Below are 18,583 nucleotides of genomic sequence, written 5' to 3' on the forward strand. Positions count from 1 at the left end.
AAGCGGGGCGGCGTCCCTAGTTCAGCCGGATGGACCATTCGAGCGAAAGCGCCGTTTTTCACGGCACCACCATTCTCAGCGTGCGCCGCCAGACGCCTACCGGTTGGCAGGTCGCCATCGGTGGCGACGGCCAAGTGACGCTGGGCAACATCGTCATCAAGGGCACCGCCCGCAAGGTGCGCAAGCTGCACCACGACAAGGTGCTGGCCGGTTTTGCCGGCGCCACCGCCGACGCCTTCACGCTGTTCGAACGTTTCGAGGCCAAGCTCGAGAAACACCAGGGGCAGCTGACCCGCGCGGCCATCGAACTCACCAAGGAATGGCGTACCGACCGGGTGCTGCGCCGGCTCGAGGCCATGCTGGCGGTGGCGGACCACACTGCCTCGCTGATCATCACCGGCAACGGCGACGTGCTGGAGCCCGAGCAGGGCATCGTCTCCATCGGGTCGGGCGGCGCGTATGCCCATTCGGCAGCGAAGGCGCTGATAGACAACACCGACCTGCCGGCCGCCGTGGTGGTCAAGAAGTCGCTGGAGATCGCAGGTTCGCTCTGCATCTACACGAACATGAACCACACGATTGAAACTCTGGATTGATCGAGAACGTATGTCCTTTTCCATGACCCCCCAGGAAATCGTTTCCGAACTCGACCGCCACATCGTCGGCCAGCAGCAGGCCAAACGAGCCGTCGCCATCGCGCTGCGCAACCGCTGGCGCCGCCAGCAGGTGGACGAGAAACTGCGCCACGAAATCACACCCAAGAACATCCTGATGATCGGCCCGACCGGCGTCGGCAAGACCGAAATCGCCCGCCGCCTGGCGCGACTGGCCGACGCGCCCTTCATCAAGGTCGAGGCCACCAAGTTCACCGAAGTCGGTTATGTCGGCAAGGACGTCGACACCATCGTGCGCGATCTGGTCGAGGTGGCGGTCAAGCAGACGCGCGACTCGGAAGTGAAGCTCCACCGCGCCCGCGCCGCCGATGCCGCCGAGGACCGCATTCTGGACATCCTGCTGCCGCCGGCACGGCCGACCGGAGCCGCCGCGGAAGGCGATGGCACGCCGGCCATCGCGGCACCCGAAAGCACCGCCCGCCAGTCCTTCCGCAAGAAGCTTCGCGAAGGCCAGCTCGACGACAAGGAAATCGAACTCGACGTCGCCGAGGCGCCGCCGCCGGTCGATGTCGTCGGACCGCCCGGGATGGAAGGCATGGCCGAGCAGCTGCGCGGCATGTTCGGCCAGATGGGCGGCCGTCGCAAGACCCGCAAGATGCGGATCGCCGAGGCGCTGCGGGTGATCACCGACGAGGAGGCCGGCAAGCTGGTCAACGAGGAAGAGATCCGGACCCGGGCCCTGCACAACGCCGAGCAGAACGGCATCGTCTTCATCGACGAGATCGACAAGGTGGCTTCACGCGGAGGCGACGGCGGCAGCAGCACCGCCGAGATTTCACGCCAGGGCGTGCAGCGGGACCTGCTGCCGTTGGTCGAGGGCACCGCGGTGACCACCAAGTACGGCATCGTCAAGACCGACCACATGCTGTTCATCGCCTCGGGCGCATTCCACCTGGCCAAGCCCAGCGACCTGATTCCCGAGCTGCAGGGGCGTTTCCCGATCCGGGTCGAACTGCAGTCGCTGTCGGTGCAGGATTTCGAGGCGATCCTGGTGCAGACCCATGCATCGCTGGTGCGGCAGTACCAGGCGCTGATGGCGACCGAGGGTGTGGCGGTGGAGTTCACGCCCGAGGGCATCACGCGCCTGGCGCACATCGCCTACGACGTCAACGAGCGCACCGAAAACATCGGCGCACGCCGCCTGGCCACGGTGATGGAACGCCTGCTGGACGACGCCAGCTTCGATGCGGCCGGACTGAAGGGTCAGACCATCACGGTGGATGCCGCCTATGTGGACCAGCGCCTGGGCGAACTGAGCCGCGACGAGGATCTGTCGCGGTTCATTCTCTAGGCCCGCCTGCTCATTCCGCTTCGATCTTCGCGGCCTTGACGACCTTGCCCCACTTGGCGAGGTCGGACTTGATCAAGGCTGCGTATTCCTGCGGCGTGCCGCCCTGCACCTCAATGCCTGCCGCTTCGAGTTTGGCGCGCACGTCGGGCATCTTCAGCACCTTGTTGATGTCGGCATTCAGCTTGTCGATGATGGCCTTGGGGGTGCCGGCCGGCGCCAGGATGCCGCCGTTGGTGTTGGCGTCGTAGCCTTTCAGTCCCTGTTCGTCGGCGGTCGGCACATCGGGCAGGGCCTGGGTGCGTTTTTTCGTCGATACGGCGACCGCGCGCACGTTGCCGCCCTTCACCTGGGCCTGGATGGCGCTCACCGTGTCGATGTAGAGGGCGGTGCGGCCGGCCATCAGGTCGGGCTGGGCAGCCGACGATCCCTTGTAGGGCACCAGCAGCATGTCGGTGTTGCTGGCCAGGCGGAACATCTCGGCGGCCATTTCCTGCGCACTGCCGCGGCCCGACGTGGCGACCTTGGCGCTGTCCGGATTGGCTTTCAGCCAGGCGATGAACTCGGGCAGGGTCTTGGCCGGGATCTGCGGATAGATGGCGAACACCAGCGGCACCTCGTGGGTGTAGACGATGGGTTCGAAACTCTTCTCCGGGTCCCAGCCCAGGTTCTTGAAAAGGAACTTGTTGATGTTGTGGCTACCGCCCACGATGCCGATGGTGTAGCCGTCGGCCGGAGCCTTGGCCAGCATGTCGGTGCCCAGGTTGTTGGAGGCGCCGGGTTTGTTGTCGACCACCACCGCCTGGCCGAGCATCGGCCCGAGCTTGTCGGCCACCACGCGGGCAATGATGTCGATGGCGCCGCCCGGCGGGGCCGGCACGATGAAGCGGATGGGGTGTGTCGGGTAGTTGTTCTGTGCCGATGCGCCGAAGGGCAGCACCGCCAACGCGGCCGAAAGGGCCAGGGCCTTGACCAGGGTCGAGCGTGTCATTGGTTTCATGTCTTTGTCTCCTTCTTGATGTCTTCCGTGTGCCGGCCCGGCCTCAGCCGCGCCCGACAAAAGGCATGCTGCTGGCCATGACGGTCATGTTCAGGATGTTGGCGTCCAGCGGCATTGCGGCAATGTGGCGCACCGCGTTGGCGACGTGGCTCGCATCCATCATGGGTTCCGGCGCGACCGTGCCGTTGGCCTGCATCACGCCGCGGGTCATGCGTTCCGACAGCTCGGTCAGGGCGTTGCCGATGTCGATCTGGCTCACCACGATATTGAAAGCCCGGCCGTCGAGCGCCAGCGCCTTGGTGATGCCGGTCACCGCATGTTTGCTGGCGGTGTAGGGCGCGGTGAAAGGTCGTGGGGTGTGTGCCGAGATGGAGCCGTTGTTGATGATCCGCCCGCCCTGCGGCGACTGTCGGCGCATCAGCCCGAAGGCGGCCCGGGCACACAGGAACACGCCGGTCACGTTGGTGTCGAGTGCGTTGAACCATTTGTCCAGCGGCAGTTCGTCGACGGGCACGGCCGGCGCGTTGACACCTGCGTTGTTGAACAGCACGTCGAGCCGGCCGAAACGTTGTTCGATGGTGTCGAACAGGGCCTGCACGCTGGCCGGCTCGGTCACGTCGGTGGGCACGGCGACTGCGGTCTGGCTGCGTGAAGCGGCTTCGTCGACCAGCTTCTGGAGGGGCTCGGCGCGGCGGCCGGCCAACACGACGGTCCAGCCGTCCGCCAGCAGCCCGATGGCGGCGGAACGGCCGATGCCGCTGCCCGCGCCGGTGACGAGGGCGATCTTCTGTCCGGTTGTCTGGTTCAAGGCTGTGTTCCTCCGTATGTGTCTTGAAGTTCGTCGGGGAATGGCCCGACGGTCATGGAAAACTCGCCGAGGCCGTCGATGCCGGCGCGCACCACATCGCCAGGCTGCAGCGGCCCGACCCCGACCGGCGTGCCGGTGAAGACCAGATCGCCGGGCCGCAGCGTCACCGAGCGGGACAGCATGGCGACGAGTTCGGGCACCGGCCACAGCAGGTCGGCCAGGTCGGCGCGTTGCCGCTCGACGCCGTTTACGCCGAGCCAGACGGCACCACGCCGTGGGTGGCCGCAGGCGGCGACCGGTACCAGCGGGGCGCAGGGTGCGGACCGGTCGAAAGCCTTGGCGGGTTCCCACGGGCCGCCGAGTTTCTTGGCCTGTTGCTGGAGGTCGCGCCGGGTCAGGTCCAGGCCGGCGGCATAACCCCAGATGTGACCGTCCTCTACTTCGGCGGGATCCAGGTCGCGACCGCCGCGACCGATGGCCACCACCAGCTCTATCTCGTGGCAGAACTCGGACGTCGCCGCCGGGTAGGGCAGGACGCCGGTCGCCGGCACCACCGCATCGGCCGGCTTCATGAACCAGGCCGGCATGTCGGCGGGCCGTGCCTCCGCGGCGGCCCAGGGGTAGTTGCGACCGATGCAGTACACCCGTCCGACCGGGAATAGTTCGGTGCTGCCGGCCACGGCCAGTGCGATGGGCTCCGCAGGCGCGATGACGAATCCGCTCATGTCGTCAGGCTCATCTCGGGGCGCTGGCCGGCGAATGCCTGTGCGACGCTGGCAAGCACCATGCGGCCCATCGCCTCGCGGGTCTCCCAGGTGGCGCTGGCGCGGTGGGCCTGCAGGGTGGTCTTGTCGGACTGGCGCAATGCGGCCGGCACGCGGGGTTCGTCGACGAACACATCCAGGCCGGCGCCAGCGATGCGCCCGGCGGCCAGGGCGGCGGTCAGGTCGGCTTCGTTCACCAGCCGGCCACGCGCCACGTTGACGATGAAACCCCGCGGCCCCAGCGCGTCCAGCACCGCGGCATCGACGATGCCTTCGGCCTTGTCGGCGGCAGCACACAGCACCAGCGCGTCGGACTGGCCGGCCAGGGCCGTCAGGTCGGGTTCGAAGGCGTAAGGCAGGTCCTCCATGCGGCGCAGGTCGGTGTAGGTGATCGGGCAGCCGAAGGCGGCGGCACGGGTGGCCACCGCGCGACCCACCCGGCCCATGCCGACGATGCCGATCCGCATGCCGCTGAACCGCCGGCCCAGCGGGATGGCGCTGGGCTGCGGATGCAGTTCCCATTGGCCGTCGCGCACGAAGCGGTCCACCGCACACAGGTTGCGGCAGGCGGCGATCAGCAGGCCGATGGCGAGGTCGGCGACGTCTTCGGTGAGCGCACCCAGCGTGGCGGTGACCGGCAGTCCGCGCGCCTTGCACCAGGCAAGGTCGACCGCATCGGTGCCGACGCCATTGACCGCCACCACCTGCAGGGCCGGCAGCTGTTCCAGCATCTCCCGCGAAATCCCGGTGTGGCCGCCGGTGATCACCGCGCCGATGCTCGCGCCGTGTACACGCAGCCAGGCCTGCGGGTCGGACAGCTCGAAGAACTTGTGCACCTCGTACAGCGCGGCGAGCTCGTCGTTCACGGCGGGGACGAGGATCGGATTGAGTTGCAGGACCTGGGGTTTCATGGGCGCTCGGCTGGCTGTCTTTTGAGGTGGGGCCATCCTAGTAACTACTTGACTAGTCAAGCAACATTGACGGATAAAATCAATGCTTGGTGCTTTCCCTGATCTGAATGGCTCGAATCGAAATGGCTTCCTGGATATCGATGGACGAGGTGTGCAGCCTGCTGGGCGTGCGGCCGCAGACGGTCTATGCCTATGTCAGTCGCAAGAAACTCGAGGTGATGGCCGACCCGGCCCATCCGCGCCGCAGCCTCTATCGCGCCGAAGACGCGGCGGCCCTGAACAAACGCAAGCAGGCCGGCCGCAAGTTCGAGACGCTTGCGAACAACACGCTGTTCGGTGCCGAGCCCAGCATCGCCACCGCCCTGTCGGCCTTTCACCGCGGCCGTCTGTACTACCGCGGCCAGGACGCTGTCGTGCTGGCCCGCACTGCAACACTGGAAGACGCTGCCTGCCTGTTATGGGCGGGCGAGCGGCCGGCCGACTTTTCGTGCAATGCCGCGGTGCCGGCCGCCGAATCCGCACGGGCCGCGGCATTCACCACGCTGGCGGTGCGCGCAGCCAACGGCCATTCCACGCGGGGGCGCCTGACACGGGTGCTGCAGCAGGAAGGGCAGGGCCTGGTCGGGCAGTTGGCGAATGCCTTCGGCGCCCGGCCGGGCTCGGAGCCGCTGCACCTGCGTTTCGCCACGGGCTGGGGCCAGGATGCCGCGGCAGCCGAGTTGCTGCGGACCGCGATGGTGCTGCTGGTCGATCACGAACTGACCAGTTCTGCCTTCGCCGCGCGCGTCGCCGCATCGACCGGTGCGTCGCTGCCGGCCTGCCTGCTGGCGGGCCTGACCACGCTGTCCGGCCCGCTGCACGGCGACGCTTCCGGCCAGGTTCAGGCGCTTTTCGAAGATGTGCAGCGCCTCGGGCAGGAGCCGGTCGTGAGGCATTACCTGTCGTCGGGCCTGCCGCTGCCGGGCTTCGGCCATCACCTCTATCCGGACGGCGATCCGCGGGCCGCCGCCTTGCTCGCGCTGTTCGAACCGCCGGAGGTCATCGCGGCCTTCGTCCGGAGCGTGACCGAGTTGACCGGCCTGCCGCCGAACATCGACGTCGCCCTGGCGGCTCTTTCAGCCCACCTGAACCTGCCGGCCGACGCGGTGTTCGGCATGTTCGCGACGGCGCGCAGCATCGGGCTGCTGGCGCACAGCCTCGAACAGCTCGGCGTCGCCCAGGTGATTCGCCCCCGCGGACGTTATGTCGGATTGCCGCCGGCACGGATTTGAATCGTTCCGGTCTTTTTGCGCCCGTGACTGCACCAGCTTGGGTACTGTTACATGTGAGTCCGGGTCTCAACTTTCACTTTGACATGGGTGTGTAAGTGCTTCATCTAGAAGGTTTTTCCTATGGAAACACTTCTTTGAGTCTGTGCTAAGTCCTTGATTTCATTGTGAAAGTTGCCCTTGCCCGCTCTTGTGGGTGATGCGTTTCCTGATACAGTGCAAAAAAGTGCAATTAAGTGGGGAAAAGTGGCCCGGCCAGGCAGTTCACCCGCACTACCAGCAAGTCGCATTTGCGCATCTCCCGGAGGTTTGACTGTCGTGTTCCAAGGGGCTTCATCGCTGAGTCTCGATGCCAAGGGTCGCTTGTCGGTCCCGACGCGTCACCGCGATGTCCTGGGCGCGACGGCTTCGGGGCAACTCACCATCACCAAGCATCCGCACGGCTGCCTGATGGTCTTCCCGCGCCCCGAATGGGAGAAATTTCGCGAACGCATCGCCCAGTTGCCGATGTCCGCCCAATGGTGGAAGCGCATTTTCCTGGGCAATGCGATGGATGTCGAAATGGACGGTACCGGCCGCGTGCTGGTGTCGCCCGAACTGCGCACGGCGGCCGGCATCAGCAAGGACTGCGTGCTGCTCGGCATGGGCAACCATTTCGAGCTTTGGGACAAGGCGAGCTACGAGGCCCAGGAGGCCGAGGCGATGAAGGGCGAAATGCCCGACGCCTTCCAGGATTTCTCTTTCTAAGTCATGACCAATCCTGCAGCTCATACGACCGTCATGCTCCACGAGGCGGTCGACGCCCTGGTGCAAGACCCGGACGGTACCTATGTCGACGCCACCTTCGGTCGCGGCGGTCACAGCCGACTGATCCTTTCGCGCCTGTCTCCCGCCGGCCGGCTCATCGCCTTCGACAAGGATCCTGAAGCCATCGCGGCGGCCGGGGCCGTCGACGACAGCCGGTTTTCCATCCGGCACCAGGGGTTCGCCAACCTGGGGGAGCTGCCTCCGGGCAGCGCGGCCGGGGTCCTGATGGACCTCGGTGTCAGCTCCCCCCAAATCGACAGCCCCGCACGGGGTTTTTCTTTTCGTTTCGACGGCCCGCTCGACATGCGCATGGACACCACCCGTGGTGAAAGCGTGGCCGAGTGGCTGGCCGTGGCCGATGTTCAGCAGATCGCGGAGGTGATACGTGACTATGGAGAAGAACGGTTTGCTGGCCCCATTGCGAAGGCGATTGTTGCTCGCCGGGAAGAAAGAGGCCCGCTTTCAACCACCACCGATCTGGCCGACCTCGTGGCTGGCCAGGTCAAGACCCGCGAGTACGGCCAGAACCCTGCAACACGCACATTTCAGGCTTTTCGGATTTTCATCAACGCCGAACTCGAAGAACTGCAGCAGGCACTGGACGCCAGCCTGACGGTGCTGAAGACCGGCGGCCGGCTGTCGGTCATCAGTTTCCATTCGCTCGAGGACCGGATCGTCAAGACCTTCATTGCCCAGCAATCGAAGGAGGTCTACGACCGTCGCGCCCCGTTCGCGCCGCCGGCTCCCATGCGCCTGAAGGCCCTTGGCCGCGCCAAGCCCAGCGAGGCCGAAGTCTCGGCCAATCCGCGTTCGCGCAGCGCCATGCTGCGTATCGCCGAGCGGACGGAGGTGCCCGCGTGACGCGTCTGTCCATCGTGCTGCTGCTGGCCGTCCTGGCCAGCGCCCTGTACCTGGTGCATGTGCAGTACGAATCGCGCCAGCTCTTCACCGAGATGGAGCGTGCCACTGCCGAGGCGCACCGCCTGGATGTGGAGCGCGACCGCCTCCAGGTCGAAAAACGCGGCCAGGCCACGCCGCTGCGGGTCGAAAAACTCGCGCGCGACAAGCTCCAGATGCGCAACACCACGCCGGCCATCACGCAGTACGTGCCGTATTCAGGCGCGACCGTGGCCGCTGCGCCAAAGGCGGCAGCGCAATGAGCCGTGGAAGCCGCAGCGTCCAGTACGCGTCGAGCCCCTTGCTGGCCAGCAAGACGCCAGTCTGGCGCAGCAAGTTCATCGTCGCCTGCATCGCGCTGGGCTTCGTGGGACTGGCGGCGCGGGCTTCTTATGTGCAGGTCATCAACAACGCCTTCTTCCAGCGGCAGGGCGAGGTGCGTTTCGCCCGCAACATCGAATTGCCGGCCAATCGCGGCCGCATCCTCGACCGCAACGGCCTGCTGCTGGCGTCCAGCGTGATCGCGCCCAGCATCTGGGCCATTCCGGAAGACGTCGACAAGGAGGACCCGGCCGTGGCCGCCAAGCTCAAGCAGCTGGCCAAGCTGCTGAACATGCCGCCCGCCGCACTGAACAAGAAGCTGGCCGACGAGGACAAGACCTTCGTCTGGATCCAGCGCCAGGTCGACGAACCCGTCGCCAAGCAGATCGCCGCGCTGGACATCAAGGGCATCTACCAGCGCAAGGAATACAAACGCCAGTACCCCGAAGGGGAGGCTGCGGCGCACATCGTCGGTTTCACGAACGTCGAGGACCGGGGCCAGGAAGGCATCGAACTCGCCTTCAACACCGAACTCGGCGGCAAGCAGGGCACCCGACGTGTCATCAAGGACCGCCTGGGCCGGGCCGTCGAAAGCGTGGGCGACGTCGTGCCGCCGCTGGACGGCAAGGACATCCAGCTGTCGATCGACAGCAAGGTGCAGTTCTTTGCCTACCAGAAGCTGCGCGACGCGGTGCTTTTCCACAAGGCCAAGGCCGGCAGCGTGGTGGTGCTCGACTCCATCACCGGCGAAATCCTGGCGTTGGCCAACTACCCCAGCTACGACCCGGCCAACCGCCAGCACCTGTCCGGCGAGCAACTGCGCAACCGCGCCCTCACCGACACCTTCGAGCCCGGCTCGACCATGAAACCCATCACCGTCGCCGCCGCGCTGGAACTGGGCCGCGTCACGCCGCAGACCATCATCGACACCTCGCCGGGCCGCATCAACGTGACCGGCTCGACCATCACCGACACCCACAACTACGGCGTGCAGACGGTCGAGGGCGTGATCCAGAAGTCGAGCAACGTCGGCGCCACCAAGATCTCGCAGCGCATGTCGCCCCACGAGATGTGGGACGCCTTCAGCCAGGTCGGTTTCGGCCAGAAACCCCAGCTGACCTTCCCCGGCGCCGTCACCGGCCGGCTGCGTCCCTGGAAGACCTGGCGCCCGGTGGAGCAGGCCACCATGTCCTATGGCTACGGCCTTTCGGCTTCGCTGTTCCAGATGGCGCACGCCTACACCGTGTTCGCCCACGACGGCCACCTGATTCCCGCCACCATTCTCAAGAGCGACCAGCCGGCCGTCGGCACGCAGGTGTTCTCGCCCAGGAACGCTGCCGCAGTGCGCCGCATGCTGCAGATGGCCGCCGGCCCCGGCGGCACCGGCCCGCGTGCGCAGACCATGGGTTATTCGGTCGGCGGCAAGTCGGGCACCGCCCACAAGCAAGAGGGTCGCGGTTATGCGGCCCATAAATACAGGGCCTGGTTCAACGGCATCGCGCCGATTGAAAACCCGCGAATCATCGTCGCGGTGATGGTCGACGAGCCCAGCAACGGCACCTATTTCGGTGGCACGGTGGCCGCGCCCGTTTTCAGCGAAGTAGTGGCCCAGACCCTGCGCATCATGGGTGTGCAGCCCGACTTGAGCGTGCGGCCGCAGGTGGTTTCCAAGGAAGTGGAGGAGTCGTTCTGATGGTTGCCACCGAACTCCTCTTGCTGAAGAACGCATCCGAAGCAGTCGCCTGGCTGCGTTCGAAAGTCACCGGCACGCTGCGTATCGACAGCCGCCAGATCGAGCCGGGAGATGGCTTCATCGCCTGGCCGGGCGCGGCGGTCGATGGCCGCGCGTTCGTCGCCGACGCTTTCGCACGCGGTGCCTCGGCCTGCCTGGTCGAACAGCAGGGCGTCGAAGCCTTCGTGTTCGCCGACGGCTCGGCGGTGGCCGCATGTCCGCAGCTGAAAGCTGCCACCGGGCACATCGCCGCCGACTGGTTCGGCCAGCCCTCCAGGCAGCTCGACGTCCTGGCCGTCACCGGCACCAACGGCAAGACCACCACCGCCTGGTGGCTGGCGCAGGCGCTGGCCCACACCGGCCGAGGCTGCGGCCTGGTCGGCACTCTGGGCACCGGCGTTCCGCCGAACGTTGTTTCCAACGGCCTGACCACTCCCGATCCGGTGCTGCTGCAACGGGTGTTCCGCCAGTTCGCCGACGACGGCCTGGTGGCATGCGCCATCGAGGCGTCTTCCATCGGCATTGCCGAGCGGCGGCTGGACGGCACCCGGATCCGTGTCGGCCTGTTCACCAATTTCACGCTGGACCACCTGGACTACCACGGCGGCATGGAAGCCTACTGGGCTGCCAAGGCCGAACTGTTCGCCTGGCCGGGCCTGCAATCGGCGGTGGTCAACATCGACGACGCCCACGGCGCCGCACTGGCCGATCAGTTGGCCGCCGGCCCGCTCGACCTGTGGACCTATTCCGCCGAGGGCGCAGCAGCCGCCCGCCTGCGTGCCGAGGACATCGGCCATGCCGATACCGGTGGGCTGCGTTTCGCCCTGGTCGAGGGCGGCGAGCGCCACACGCTGTCCACCCGGGCCGTCGGCCACTACAACATCGCCAACCTGCTGGCTGTCATCGGCGGCTTGCGGGCGCTCGGCCTACGGCTGGCGCAGGCGGTGGCGGCCTGCGCCGACCTGGCGCCAGTGCCCGGCCGGATGGAAAACATCGCACGTGCCGGTCAACCGCTGGTGGCGGTCGACTACGCCCACACGCCGGACGCACTCGACAAGGCACTCACCGCGCTGCGTCCGTTGGCCGCGGCACGTGGCGGACGGCTGGTCTGCGTCTTCGGCTGCGGCGGCGACCGCGATCCGGTCAAACGACCGGTGATGGCGGCCGTTGCCGGGCAAGGCGCCGACATCGTCTGGATCACCAGCGACAACCCGCGCAGCGAAGACCCGGCCGCCATCGTGGCGCAGGTCGCCGCCGGACTGCCCGCTGGTCATTCGCACCATATTGAAATCGACCGCGCCCGCGCGATTGCCGGCGCGGTGGCGCAGGCCGACGTCCAGGATGTCGTCCTGGTCGCCGGCAAGGGCCACGAAACCTATCAGGAGACGGCCGGACGCCGCACTCCCTTCTCCGATCGTCAACAGGTCGAGGCCGCGCTGGACCAGCGTGCCGTCTCCCTGTCGCAGGCATCGGCCAACCTCTTTCGAGCTCCATGAATCCCGCACCGCACATGATGACCCTGCAGCAGGCCTTTGCCTGGACCGGCGGCACCCGCCTGGTCGGCAACGGCGAACTGCCGATTGCCCGCATCCATACCGATACCCGCAGCCTGCAGCCGGGCGATCTGTTCGTCGCCCTGCGCGGCGAGCGTTACGACGCCAACGACTTCCTGGCCGATGCCCGCAGCAGCGGCGCCGTGGCGGCCATCGCCCACGGCGGTCTCGAAGCCGCCGGCCTGCAAGGTATCGAGGTGGCCGACAGCCGCGCCGCCCTGGCTGCGCTGGCCGCCGGTTGGCGCCATCGGTTCACACTGCCGCTGGTGGCCGTGACCGGGAGCAACGGCAAGACGACGGTCACCCAGATGGTCGCCAGCATCCTGCGTGCAGCCTATGGAGACGCCGCCTTCGCCACGCAAGGCAACTTCAATAACGACATCGGCGTGCCGCTGACGCTGCTGCGCCTGCGCGACAGCCACCGGGCGGGTGTGGTCGAGCTGGGCATGAACCATCCCGGCGAAATCACCGTGCTGGCGCATATCGCGCAGCCCACCGTGGCGCTGGTCAACAACGCGCAGCGCGAACACCAGGAATTCATGCACACGGTCGATGCCGTGGCCCATGAAAACGGCAGTGTCATCTCGGCCCTGCCGGCGGACGGCTGTGCCGTGTTCCCGGCCGGTGACGCCTTCACCGTGCTGTGGCGTTCGCTGGCCGGCCAGCGCCAGTGCCTGACCTTCGCCGAGACTGCAGCCGACGGCGCCGACCTGTGGCTGCGCTCTGCCGCATGGCAGGGCGATGCCTGGGCCGTGGTGGCTGCCACGCCCGCGGGCGACATCGCTTTCAGGCTGGCCGTGGCCGGCCGCCACAACCTGCTCAACGCGCTGGCTGCATCGGCCTGCGCACTGGCAGCCGGTGTCGATGTCGCAGCCATCGCCGCTGGGCTGGCGGCTTTCGCTCCGGTCAAGGGCCGGTCGCGTGCGGTACAGCTCCGCATCGCCGGACGTCCGGTCACGCTGATCGACGACAGCTACAACGCCAACCCGGATTCGGTGCGTGCCGCCATCGACGTCCTGGCCTCGCTGCCCGGCCCGCGCCTGCTGGTGCTGGGCGACATGGGCGAGGTGGGCGATCAGGGTCCGGCCTTCCATGCCGAAGCCGGCGCACATGCGCGTGACCGCGGCATCGAGACCGTCTTCACCCTCGGCGCCCTGTGCGCCTCGGTCGGCGGCGATGCGGTGCATTTCGACCATTACGCCGCGCTCGAAACCGCGCTGCTGCAAGCTCTGCCGAAAGCCGGCAGCGTGCTGGTGAAGGGTTCACGGTTCATGCAGATGGAACGTGCCGTGTTGGCCGTCGAAGCCCTGGCCGCCCGCGAAGCCGCCGAGGTGCGCGCATGCTGATCAGTCTCGCCCAGTGGCTGCAGACACTGTCGCCCGAGTTCGGCACCCTGCGGGTGTTCCAGTACCTGACCTTCCGCGCGGTGATGGCCGCCATGACCGCGCTGCTCATCGCGCTGGCCGCCGGCCCGTTCGTCATCCGCCGCCTGACCGCGCTCAAGATCGGCCAACCGGTGCGCGGCTACGGCATGCAGACCCATCTGGTGAAGAGCGGCACGCCGACCATGGGTGGTGTGCTAATCCTGTTTTCCATCGCCATGTCGACCCTGCTGTGGGCCGATCTGTCCAACCGTTTCGTCTGGATCGTGCTGCTGGTGACCGGCGGTTTCGGCGCCATCGGCTGGGCCGACGACTGGCGCAAGGTGGTTCATAAAGACCCCGAAGGCATGCGGTCGCGCGAGAAATACCTCTGGCAATCGCTGATCGGCCTGCTGGCGGCGCTCTACCTGGTGTTCAGCATTTCGGAATCGTCCAACTGGAAGGTGCTGCAACTCGTCGGCACCTGGATCAGCTCGGGTTTCGACGTCGACCTGCCGCCCAAGGCCGGCCTGATGGTGCCGTTCTTCAAGGCGGTCAGCTACCCGCTGGGCGTGATCGGTTTCGTGATCCTGACCTATCTGGTCATCGTCGGTTCCAGCAACGCGGTCAACATGACCGACGGTCTGGACGGGCTGGCCATCATGCCGGTGGTGATGGTGAGCGCGGCGTTGGGCATTTTTGCCTACATCAGCGGCAGCGCCACCTTCTCGAGGTACCTGTTGTTCCCGCACATCCCCGGCTCGGGCGAATTGCTGGTGTTCTGCGCGGCCATCGCCGGTGCGGGCCTGGCTTTCCTGTGGTTCAACGCCCATCCGGCGCAGGTCTTCATGGGCGACGTCGGCGCTCTGGCGCTGGGCGCCGCGCTGGGCACGGTGGCGGTGATCGTGCGGCAGGAAATCGTGCTGGCCATCATGGGCGGCGTGTTCGTGGCCGAGGCGCTGTCGGTGATGTTGCAGGTGGTCTGGTTCAAGATCACCAAGAAACGGACCGGCGTGGGCCGCAGGCTGTTCCTGATGGCTCCGCTGCACCATCATTTCGAGAAAAAGGGCTGGAAGGAGACGCAGGTCGTGGTCCGTTTCTGGATCGTGACCATGCTGCTGTGCCTCATCGGTTTGTCCACCTTGAAGCTGCGCTGACATGAAGCACCTTCAAGACCTCCCCGTCCTGATCCTGGGCCTCGGCGCCTCGGGTCTGGCCATGGCGCGCTGGTGTACCCGCCACGGCGCTCGGGTGACGGTGGCCGATACCCGCGACGCCCCGCCGCAACTGGAAGTATTGCGGGCCGAACTTCCGGAGGCGGGTTTCGTCGCAGGACCGTTCGACGACACCCTGGTGCAGGGCGGCGTGGTGCGGGCGGTCTATGTTTCGCCCGGCCTGGCGCCTCCGCAGACCGCCGCAGTGGTCGATGCGGCCCGGGCCATCGGTCTGGTGGTCGGTGGCGAACTCGACCTGCTCGCCGCGGCGCTGTTCGACATGCGCGGCCCCGACATCGAGGTGGTGCTGCCGCAGCGCGTGGATCCCTATGCGATGGACGACGAACTCGACGAAGAGCCGCTGCCTGTCGAGCCCGAGGATGGCGACGAGGACCGTCCGGCCGACGCGGTGCCGGCCGAAAGGGCGCCCGTCGGGGAACCGGCCCCACCCCAATACCGCCCGGCCGTGCTGGCCATCACCGGCACCAATGGCAAGACCACCGTCACCTCGCTGACCGGCCAGCTGGTCGAACGAGCCGGCAAGACGGTGGCCGTGGCCGGCAACATCGGCCCGACCCTGCTCGACACGCTCGCCGCCCATATGGACGCCGGCACGCTGCCGCAGGTGTGGGTGCTCGAACTCTCCAGCTTCCAGCTCGACGCGGTGAAGGGTTTCGAGCCCACCGCCGCGACCGTGCTCAACATCAGCCAGGACCACCTGGACTGGCACGGCGGCATGCCGCAATACACCGGTGCTAAGGCCCGCATCTTCGGCGAGTGGGGCCTGATGGTGCTGAACCGCGAAGACCCGGCCGTGATGGCGATGCTGCCCGAGCCGGTGAAAGTGAAGCTGCAGAAACCCCGCCAGCGTGCCCATGTCACCTTCGGCGGCGACATGCCGCAGCGTCCCGGCGATTTCGGCATCGAGGTGGTCAACGGCATGGCCTGGCTGGTGCGCGCCACCGAGGCCGACGAGACCCGCCGCAAACGCAACGAAGCCGCCGACGACCTGCACATCCAGCGCCTGATGCCGGCCGATGCGCTGCGCATCCGCGGCCGCCACAACGCCGTCAATGCCCTTGCCGCGCTGGCATTGGCCCAGGCCGCCGGCTGCATGCTGGCGCCGATGCTGTACGGCCTGCGTGAATACCGCGGAGAACCGCATCGGGTCGAGTCGGTCGCCATCTTCGAAGGCGTGGAGTTCTTCGACGACAGCAAGGGCACCAACGTCGGCGCCACCGTGGCCGCGCTGGCCGGCCTGGGTGCGGACCGCCGCATCGTGGTCATCCTCGGCGGCGTCGGCAAGGACCAGGACTTCAGCCCGCTGGCCGCACCGGTCGCCCGCTACGCCCGCGCGGTGGTGCTGATCGGCCGCGATGGCCCGCTCATCGGCGATGCCCTGGCCGATTCCGGCGTGGCCATGCATTCGGCGGAAACCATGCAGGACGCCGTGGCCATCGCCAGCCGCCTGGCCCATGCCGGCGATGCGGTGCTGCTGTCGCCGGCCTGCGCCAGTTTCGACATGTTCCGGGGTTACGACCACCGGGCCGAAGTGTTCTGCGAAGCGGTGGCCGATCTGGCCGACCAGCAGACGAGCCTTTCGCAGAGCCTGCACGAAGGAGCCGACGAATGAGCGCGACCCCGGAAACCGCAGGCTTGCGCGGCCGTGTCGGCGGCTGGTTCAGCGGCCTGTTCCATGCGGCCAGCGAAGCCCTGCCGGTGCGCATCGGTTCGCAGGAATACGCCCGCACCCAGACCGCGCCGGCTCGCCTCATGGGTTTCGACCAGGCCTTGCTGTGGGTCACGGTGGCGCTGCTGGCCTGGGGCCTGGTGATGGTCTATTCGGCCTCGATCGCCATGCCGGACAACCCGCGCTTCGGACGCCTGGGCTACAGCCAGACCTATTTCCTGACCCGCCATGTCATCGGCCTGGTGCTGGGTTTCGTGGCTGCGCTGCTGGCCTTCCAGATCCCGATCCGCACCTGGGAGCGGATGGCCCCTTACCTCTTCATCTTCTCGCTGCTCCTGCTGCTGGCGGTTCTGGTTCCCCACGTGGGACGCAGCGTGAACGGCGCCCGCCGCTGGATTCCCCTGGGCGTGATGAACTTCCAGCCGTCCGAACTGGCCAAGCTGTCGGTGGTCATCTACGCCGCCGACTACATGGTTCGCAAGATGGACGTGAAGGAACGGTTCTTCCGAGCCGTGCTGCCGATGGGCGCTGCGGTGGCCGTGGTCGGGGTGCTGCTGCTGGCCGAACCCGACATGGGCGCCTTCATGGTGATCGCCATCATCGCCATGGGCATCCTGTTCCTGGGCGGCGTCAATGCGCGCATGTTCTTCCTGATCGCGGCGGTGCTGGTGTTCGCCTTCAGCATGATGGTGATGATGAGCGAGTGGCGACGCGAGCGGATTTTCGCGTACCTCAACCCCTGGGACGAGAAACTCACGCTGGGCAAGGGCTACCAGTTGTCGCATTCGCTGATCGCCATCGGCCGCGGCGAGGTCTTCGGTGTCGGCCTCGGCGGCAGCGTCGAGAAACTGCACTGGCTGCCCGAAGCGCACACCGACTTTCTGATGGCCGTCATCGGCGAGGAATTCGGCATGGTCGGCGTGCTGATCGCCATCGGCCTGTTCCTGTGGCTGACGCGCCGGATCATGCACATCGGCCGCCAGGCCATCGCGCTGGACCGGGTGTTCGCAGGCCTGGTGGCGCAGGGCATCGGCATCTGGGTGGGTTTCCAGTCCTTCATCAACATGGGCGTGAACCTGGGCGCGCTGCCGACCAAGGGCCTGACCCTGCCCTTCATGAGTTATGGCGGGTCGGCGATCCTGATGAACCTGGTGGCGGTGGCCATCGTCTTGCGGATCGACTATGAGAACCGCGTCCTCATGCGTGGAGGGCGGATCTGATGGGCAAGACCGCACTCGTCATGGCGGGCGGCACCGGCGGCCACATCTTCCCCGGCATCGCCGTGGCCGAGGCGCTGCGTGAACGCGGCTGGACGGTGCATTGGGTCGGCGCGCCCGACAGCATGGAACAACGCCTGGTTCCGCCACGCGGTTTCGCTTTCGAAACCATCCACTTCGGCGGCGTGCGCGGCAAGGGTTTCACGACCTTGCTGATGCTGCCGATCCGCCTGCTGCGTGCCTTCGGCCAGAGCCTGGCGATGGTGCGCCGGGTCAAGCCCGATGTGGCGGTCAGCCTGGGCGGCTACATCGCGTTCCCGGCCGGACTGATGACGGTGCTGAGCTGGCGGCCGGTGATCCTGCACGAACAGAACTCGGTTCCGGGCCTGGTCAACCGTGTCCTGGCGCTGGTGGCCGACCGTGCATTCACCGCCTTCCCGAACGTGCTGAAGACCGGCGAATGGGTGGGCAATCCGCTGCGCGCCGAATTCCTGAAGGTGCCCGCACCGGCCGAACGTTTTGCCGGCCGCACCGGTCCGCTGCGCCTGCTGGTGGTGGGCGGCAGCCTGGGCGCCAAGGCGCTCAACGAGATCGTGCCGGCCGCGCTGGCGCTGATTCCTGCCGCCGAGCGTCCGGTCGTGCTGCACCAGAGCGGCGAAAAGCAGATCGCCGAACTCAAGGCCAACTATGCCGCTGCCGGCGTGGAAGCCGAACTGACCCCTTTCATCCGGGACACGGCCAGCGCCTTCGCCGAAGCCGACGTGATCGTCGCCCGGGCGGGCGCCAGCACGGTGACCGAGATCGCCGCCGTCGGTGCCGCAGCGGTGTTCGTGCCTTTCCCGTTCGCGGTGGACGACCACCAGACCACCAATGCCGCCTTCCTGGTCGAAGCCGGCGCCGCCTGGCTGGTGCAGCAGAAAGCCATGACCGCGCAATCGCTGGCCGACATGCTGCGTTCCATGACCCGCGCCGACCTGCTGGCCCGCGCCGAAAAGGCCCGCGGCGTGGCTAAGCTGGATGCCGTCGGCGCGATGGTCGCGGCCTGTGAAGAGGTGGCCCGATGAAACCGAATTTCCGC

The 18,583-nt window shown here is 67.1% G+C and carries 17 protein-coding genes; 13 read left to right on the forward strand and 4 right to left on the reverse strand.

What is annotated here, in order from left to right; all coding sequences use genetic code 11:
• Positions 1-29: 29 nt before the first annotated feature.
• A complete protein-coding gene (gene hslV / locus AC3ANW_RS02260) occupies positions 30-596 on the forward strand; it encodes an ATP-dependent protease subunit HslV (protein ID WP_488343588.1) in 567 nt (188 codons plus the stop codon).
• 10 nt (positions 597-606) lie between these two features.
• Positions 607-1,965 (forward strand): ATP-dependent protease ATPase subunit HslU, encoded by a 1,359-nt coding sequence (hslU, locus tag AC3ANW_RS02265; protein ID WP_488343589.1) that lies wholly within the window; start codon positions 607-609, stop codon positions 1,963-1,965.
• A 10-nt stretch (positions 1,966-1,975) separates the two neighbouring features.
• Here the strand turns inward: hslU and AC3ANW_RS02270 are convergent, their stop codons facing one another.
• From AC3ANW_RS02270 to AC3ANW_RS02285, 4 genes are read right to left on the reverse strand one after another with little or no spacing between them, the layout of a single operon-like run.
• Positions 1,976-2,953: a Bug family tripartite tricarboxylate transporter substrate binding protein gene (locus tag AC3ANW_RS02270; RefSeq protein ID WP_488345334.1), complete on the reverse strand. Its 978-nt coding sequence runs from the start codon at positions 2,951-2,953 to the stop codon at positions 1,976-1,978.
• A 52-nt stretch (positions 2,954-3,005) separates the two neighbouring features.
• Complete coding sequence (locus tag AC3ANW_RS02275) at positions 3,006-3,770, reverse strand: SDR family oxidoreductase (RefSeq protein ID WP_488343590.1); 765 nt, start codon at positions 3,768-3,770, stop codon at positions 3,006-3,008.
• Positions 3,767-4,495, reverse strand: coding sequence for a fumarylacetoacetate hydrolase family protein (locus tag AC3ANW_RS02280; protein WP_488343591.1), 729 nt, complete (start codon positions 4,493-4,495; stop codon positions 3,767-3,769). Before AC3ANW_RS02280 ends, AC3ANW_RS02275 begins: the two co-directional genes overlap by 4 nt.
• A complete protein-coding gene (locus tag AC3ANW_RS02285) occupies positions 4,492-5,445 on the reverse strand; it encodes a 2-hydroxyacid dehydrogenase (protein WP_488343592.1) in 954 nt (317 codons plus the stop codon). The genes AC3ANW_RS02280 and AC3ANW_RS02285 overlap by 4 nt, the downstream gene beginning before the upstream one ends.
• Before the next feature lie 122 nt (positions 5,446-5,567).
• Here AC3ANW_RS02285 and AC3ANW_RS02290 point away from each other — a divergent pair, with 122 nt between their 5' ends.
• The 11 genes from AC3ANW_RS02290 (at position 5,568) to murG (ending at position 18,569) form a co-directional block, all read left to right on the forward strand.
• Positions 5,568-6,716 carry a citrate/2-methylcitrate synthase gene (locus AC3ANW_RS02290; RefSeq protein ID WP_488343593.1) on the forward strand — a complete coding sequence of 383 codons (1,149 nt, stop codon included), beginning with the start codon at positions 5,568-5,570 and terminating at the stop codon, positions 6,714-6,716.
• Between the two features lie 315 nt (positions 6,717-7,031).
• Positions 7,032-7,460, forward strand: a complete 429-nt coding sequence (gene mraZ / locus AC3ANW_RS02295) for a division/cell wall cluster transcriptional repressor MraZ (protein ID WP_488343594.1) — start codon at positions 7,032-7,034, stop codon at positions 7,458-7,460.
• Positions 7,461-7,463: 3 nt separating this feature from the next.
• Complete coding sequence (rsmH, locus tag AC3ANW_RS02300) at positions 7,464-8,381, forward strand: 16S rRNA (cytosine(1402)-N(4))-methyltransferase RsmH (protein ID WP_488343595.1); 918 nt, start codon at positions 7,464-7,466, stop codon at positions 8,379-8,381.
• Positions 8,378-8,680 (forward strand): cell division protein FtsL, encoded by a 303-nt coding sequence (ftsL, locus tag AC3ANW_RS02305; RefSeq protein ID WP_488343596.1) that lies wholly within the window; start codon positions 8,378-8,380, stop codon positions 8,678-8,680. The genes rsmH and ftsL overlap by 4 nt, the downstream gene beginning before the upstream one ends.
• On the forward strand, positions 8,677-10,431 hold the full coding sequence (locus tag AC3ANW_RS02310; RefSeq protein WP_488343597.1) for a peptidoglycan D,D-transpeptidase FtsI family protein: 1,755 nt from the start codon (positions 8,677-8,679) through the stop codon (positions 10,429-10,431). The genes ftsL and AC3ANW_RS02310 overlap by 4 nt, the downstream gene beginning before the upstream one ends.
• Complete coding sequence (locus AC3ANW_RS02315) at positions 10,431-11,966, forward strand: UDP-N-acetylmuramoyl-L-alanyl-D-glutamate--2,6-diaminopimelate ligase (protein ID WP_488343598.1); 1,536 nt, start codon at positions 10,431-10,433, stop codon at positions 11,964-11,966. The genes AC3ANW_RS02310 and AC3ANW_RS02315 overlap by 1 nt, the downstream gene beginning before the upstream one ends.
• Before the next feature lie 14 nt (positions 11,967-11,980).
• Positions 11,981-13,369 (forward strand): UDP-N-acetylmuramoyl-tripeptide--D-alanyl-D-alanine ligase, encoded by a 1,389-nt coding sequence (locus tag AC3ANW_RS02320; RefSeq protein WP_488345335.1) that lies wholly within the window; start codon positions 11,981-11,983, stop codon positions 13,367-13,369.
• A complete protein-coding gene (gene mraY / locus AC3ANW_RS02325) occupies positions 13,363-14,541 on the forward strand; it encodes a phospho-N-acetylmuramoyl-pentapeptide-transferase (protein WP_488343599.1) in 1,179 nt (392 codons plus the stop codon). The genes AC3ANW_RS02320 and mraY overlap by 7 nt, the downstream gene beginning before the upstream one ends.
• Position 14,542: 1 nt before the next feature.
• Positions 14,543-16,231: a UDP-N-acetylmuramoyl-L-alanine--D-glutamate ligase gene (gene murD / locus AC3ANW_RS02330; RefSeq protein ID WP_488343600.1), complete on the forward strand. Its 1,689-nt coding sequence runs from the start codon at positions 14,543-14,545 to the stop codon at positions 16,229-16,231.
• Positions 16,228-17,508 (forward strand): putative lipid II flippase FtsW, encoded by a 1,281-nt coding sequence (ftsW, locus tag AC3ANW_RS02335; protein WP_488343601.1) that lies wholly within the window; start codon positions 16,228-16,230, stop codon positions 17,506-17,508. The genes murD and ftsW overlap by 4 nt, the downstream gene beginning before the upstream one ends.
• Entirely contained in the window at positions 17,505-18,569 is a 1,065-nt protein-coding gene (murG, locus tag AC3ANW_RS02340) for an undecaprenyldiphospho-muramoylpentapeptide beta-N-acetylglucosaminyltransferase (protein WP_488345336.1), read from the forward strand. The genes ftsW and murG overlap by 4 nt, the downstream gene beginning before the upstream one ends.
• The last annotated feature ends 14 nt before the right edge of the window (positions 18,570-18,583 follow it).

This window comes from Xylophilus sp. PBN-3R (assembly GCF_057747805.1).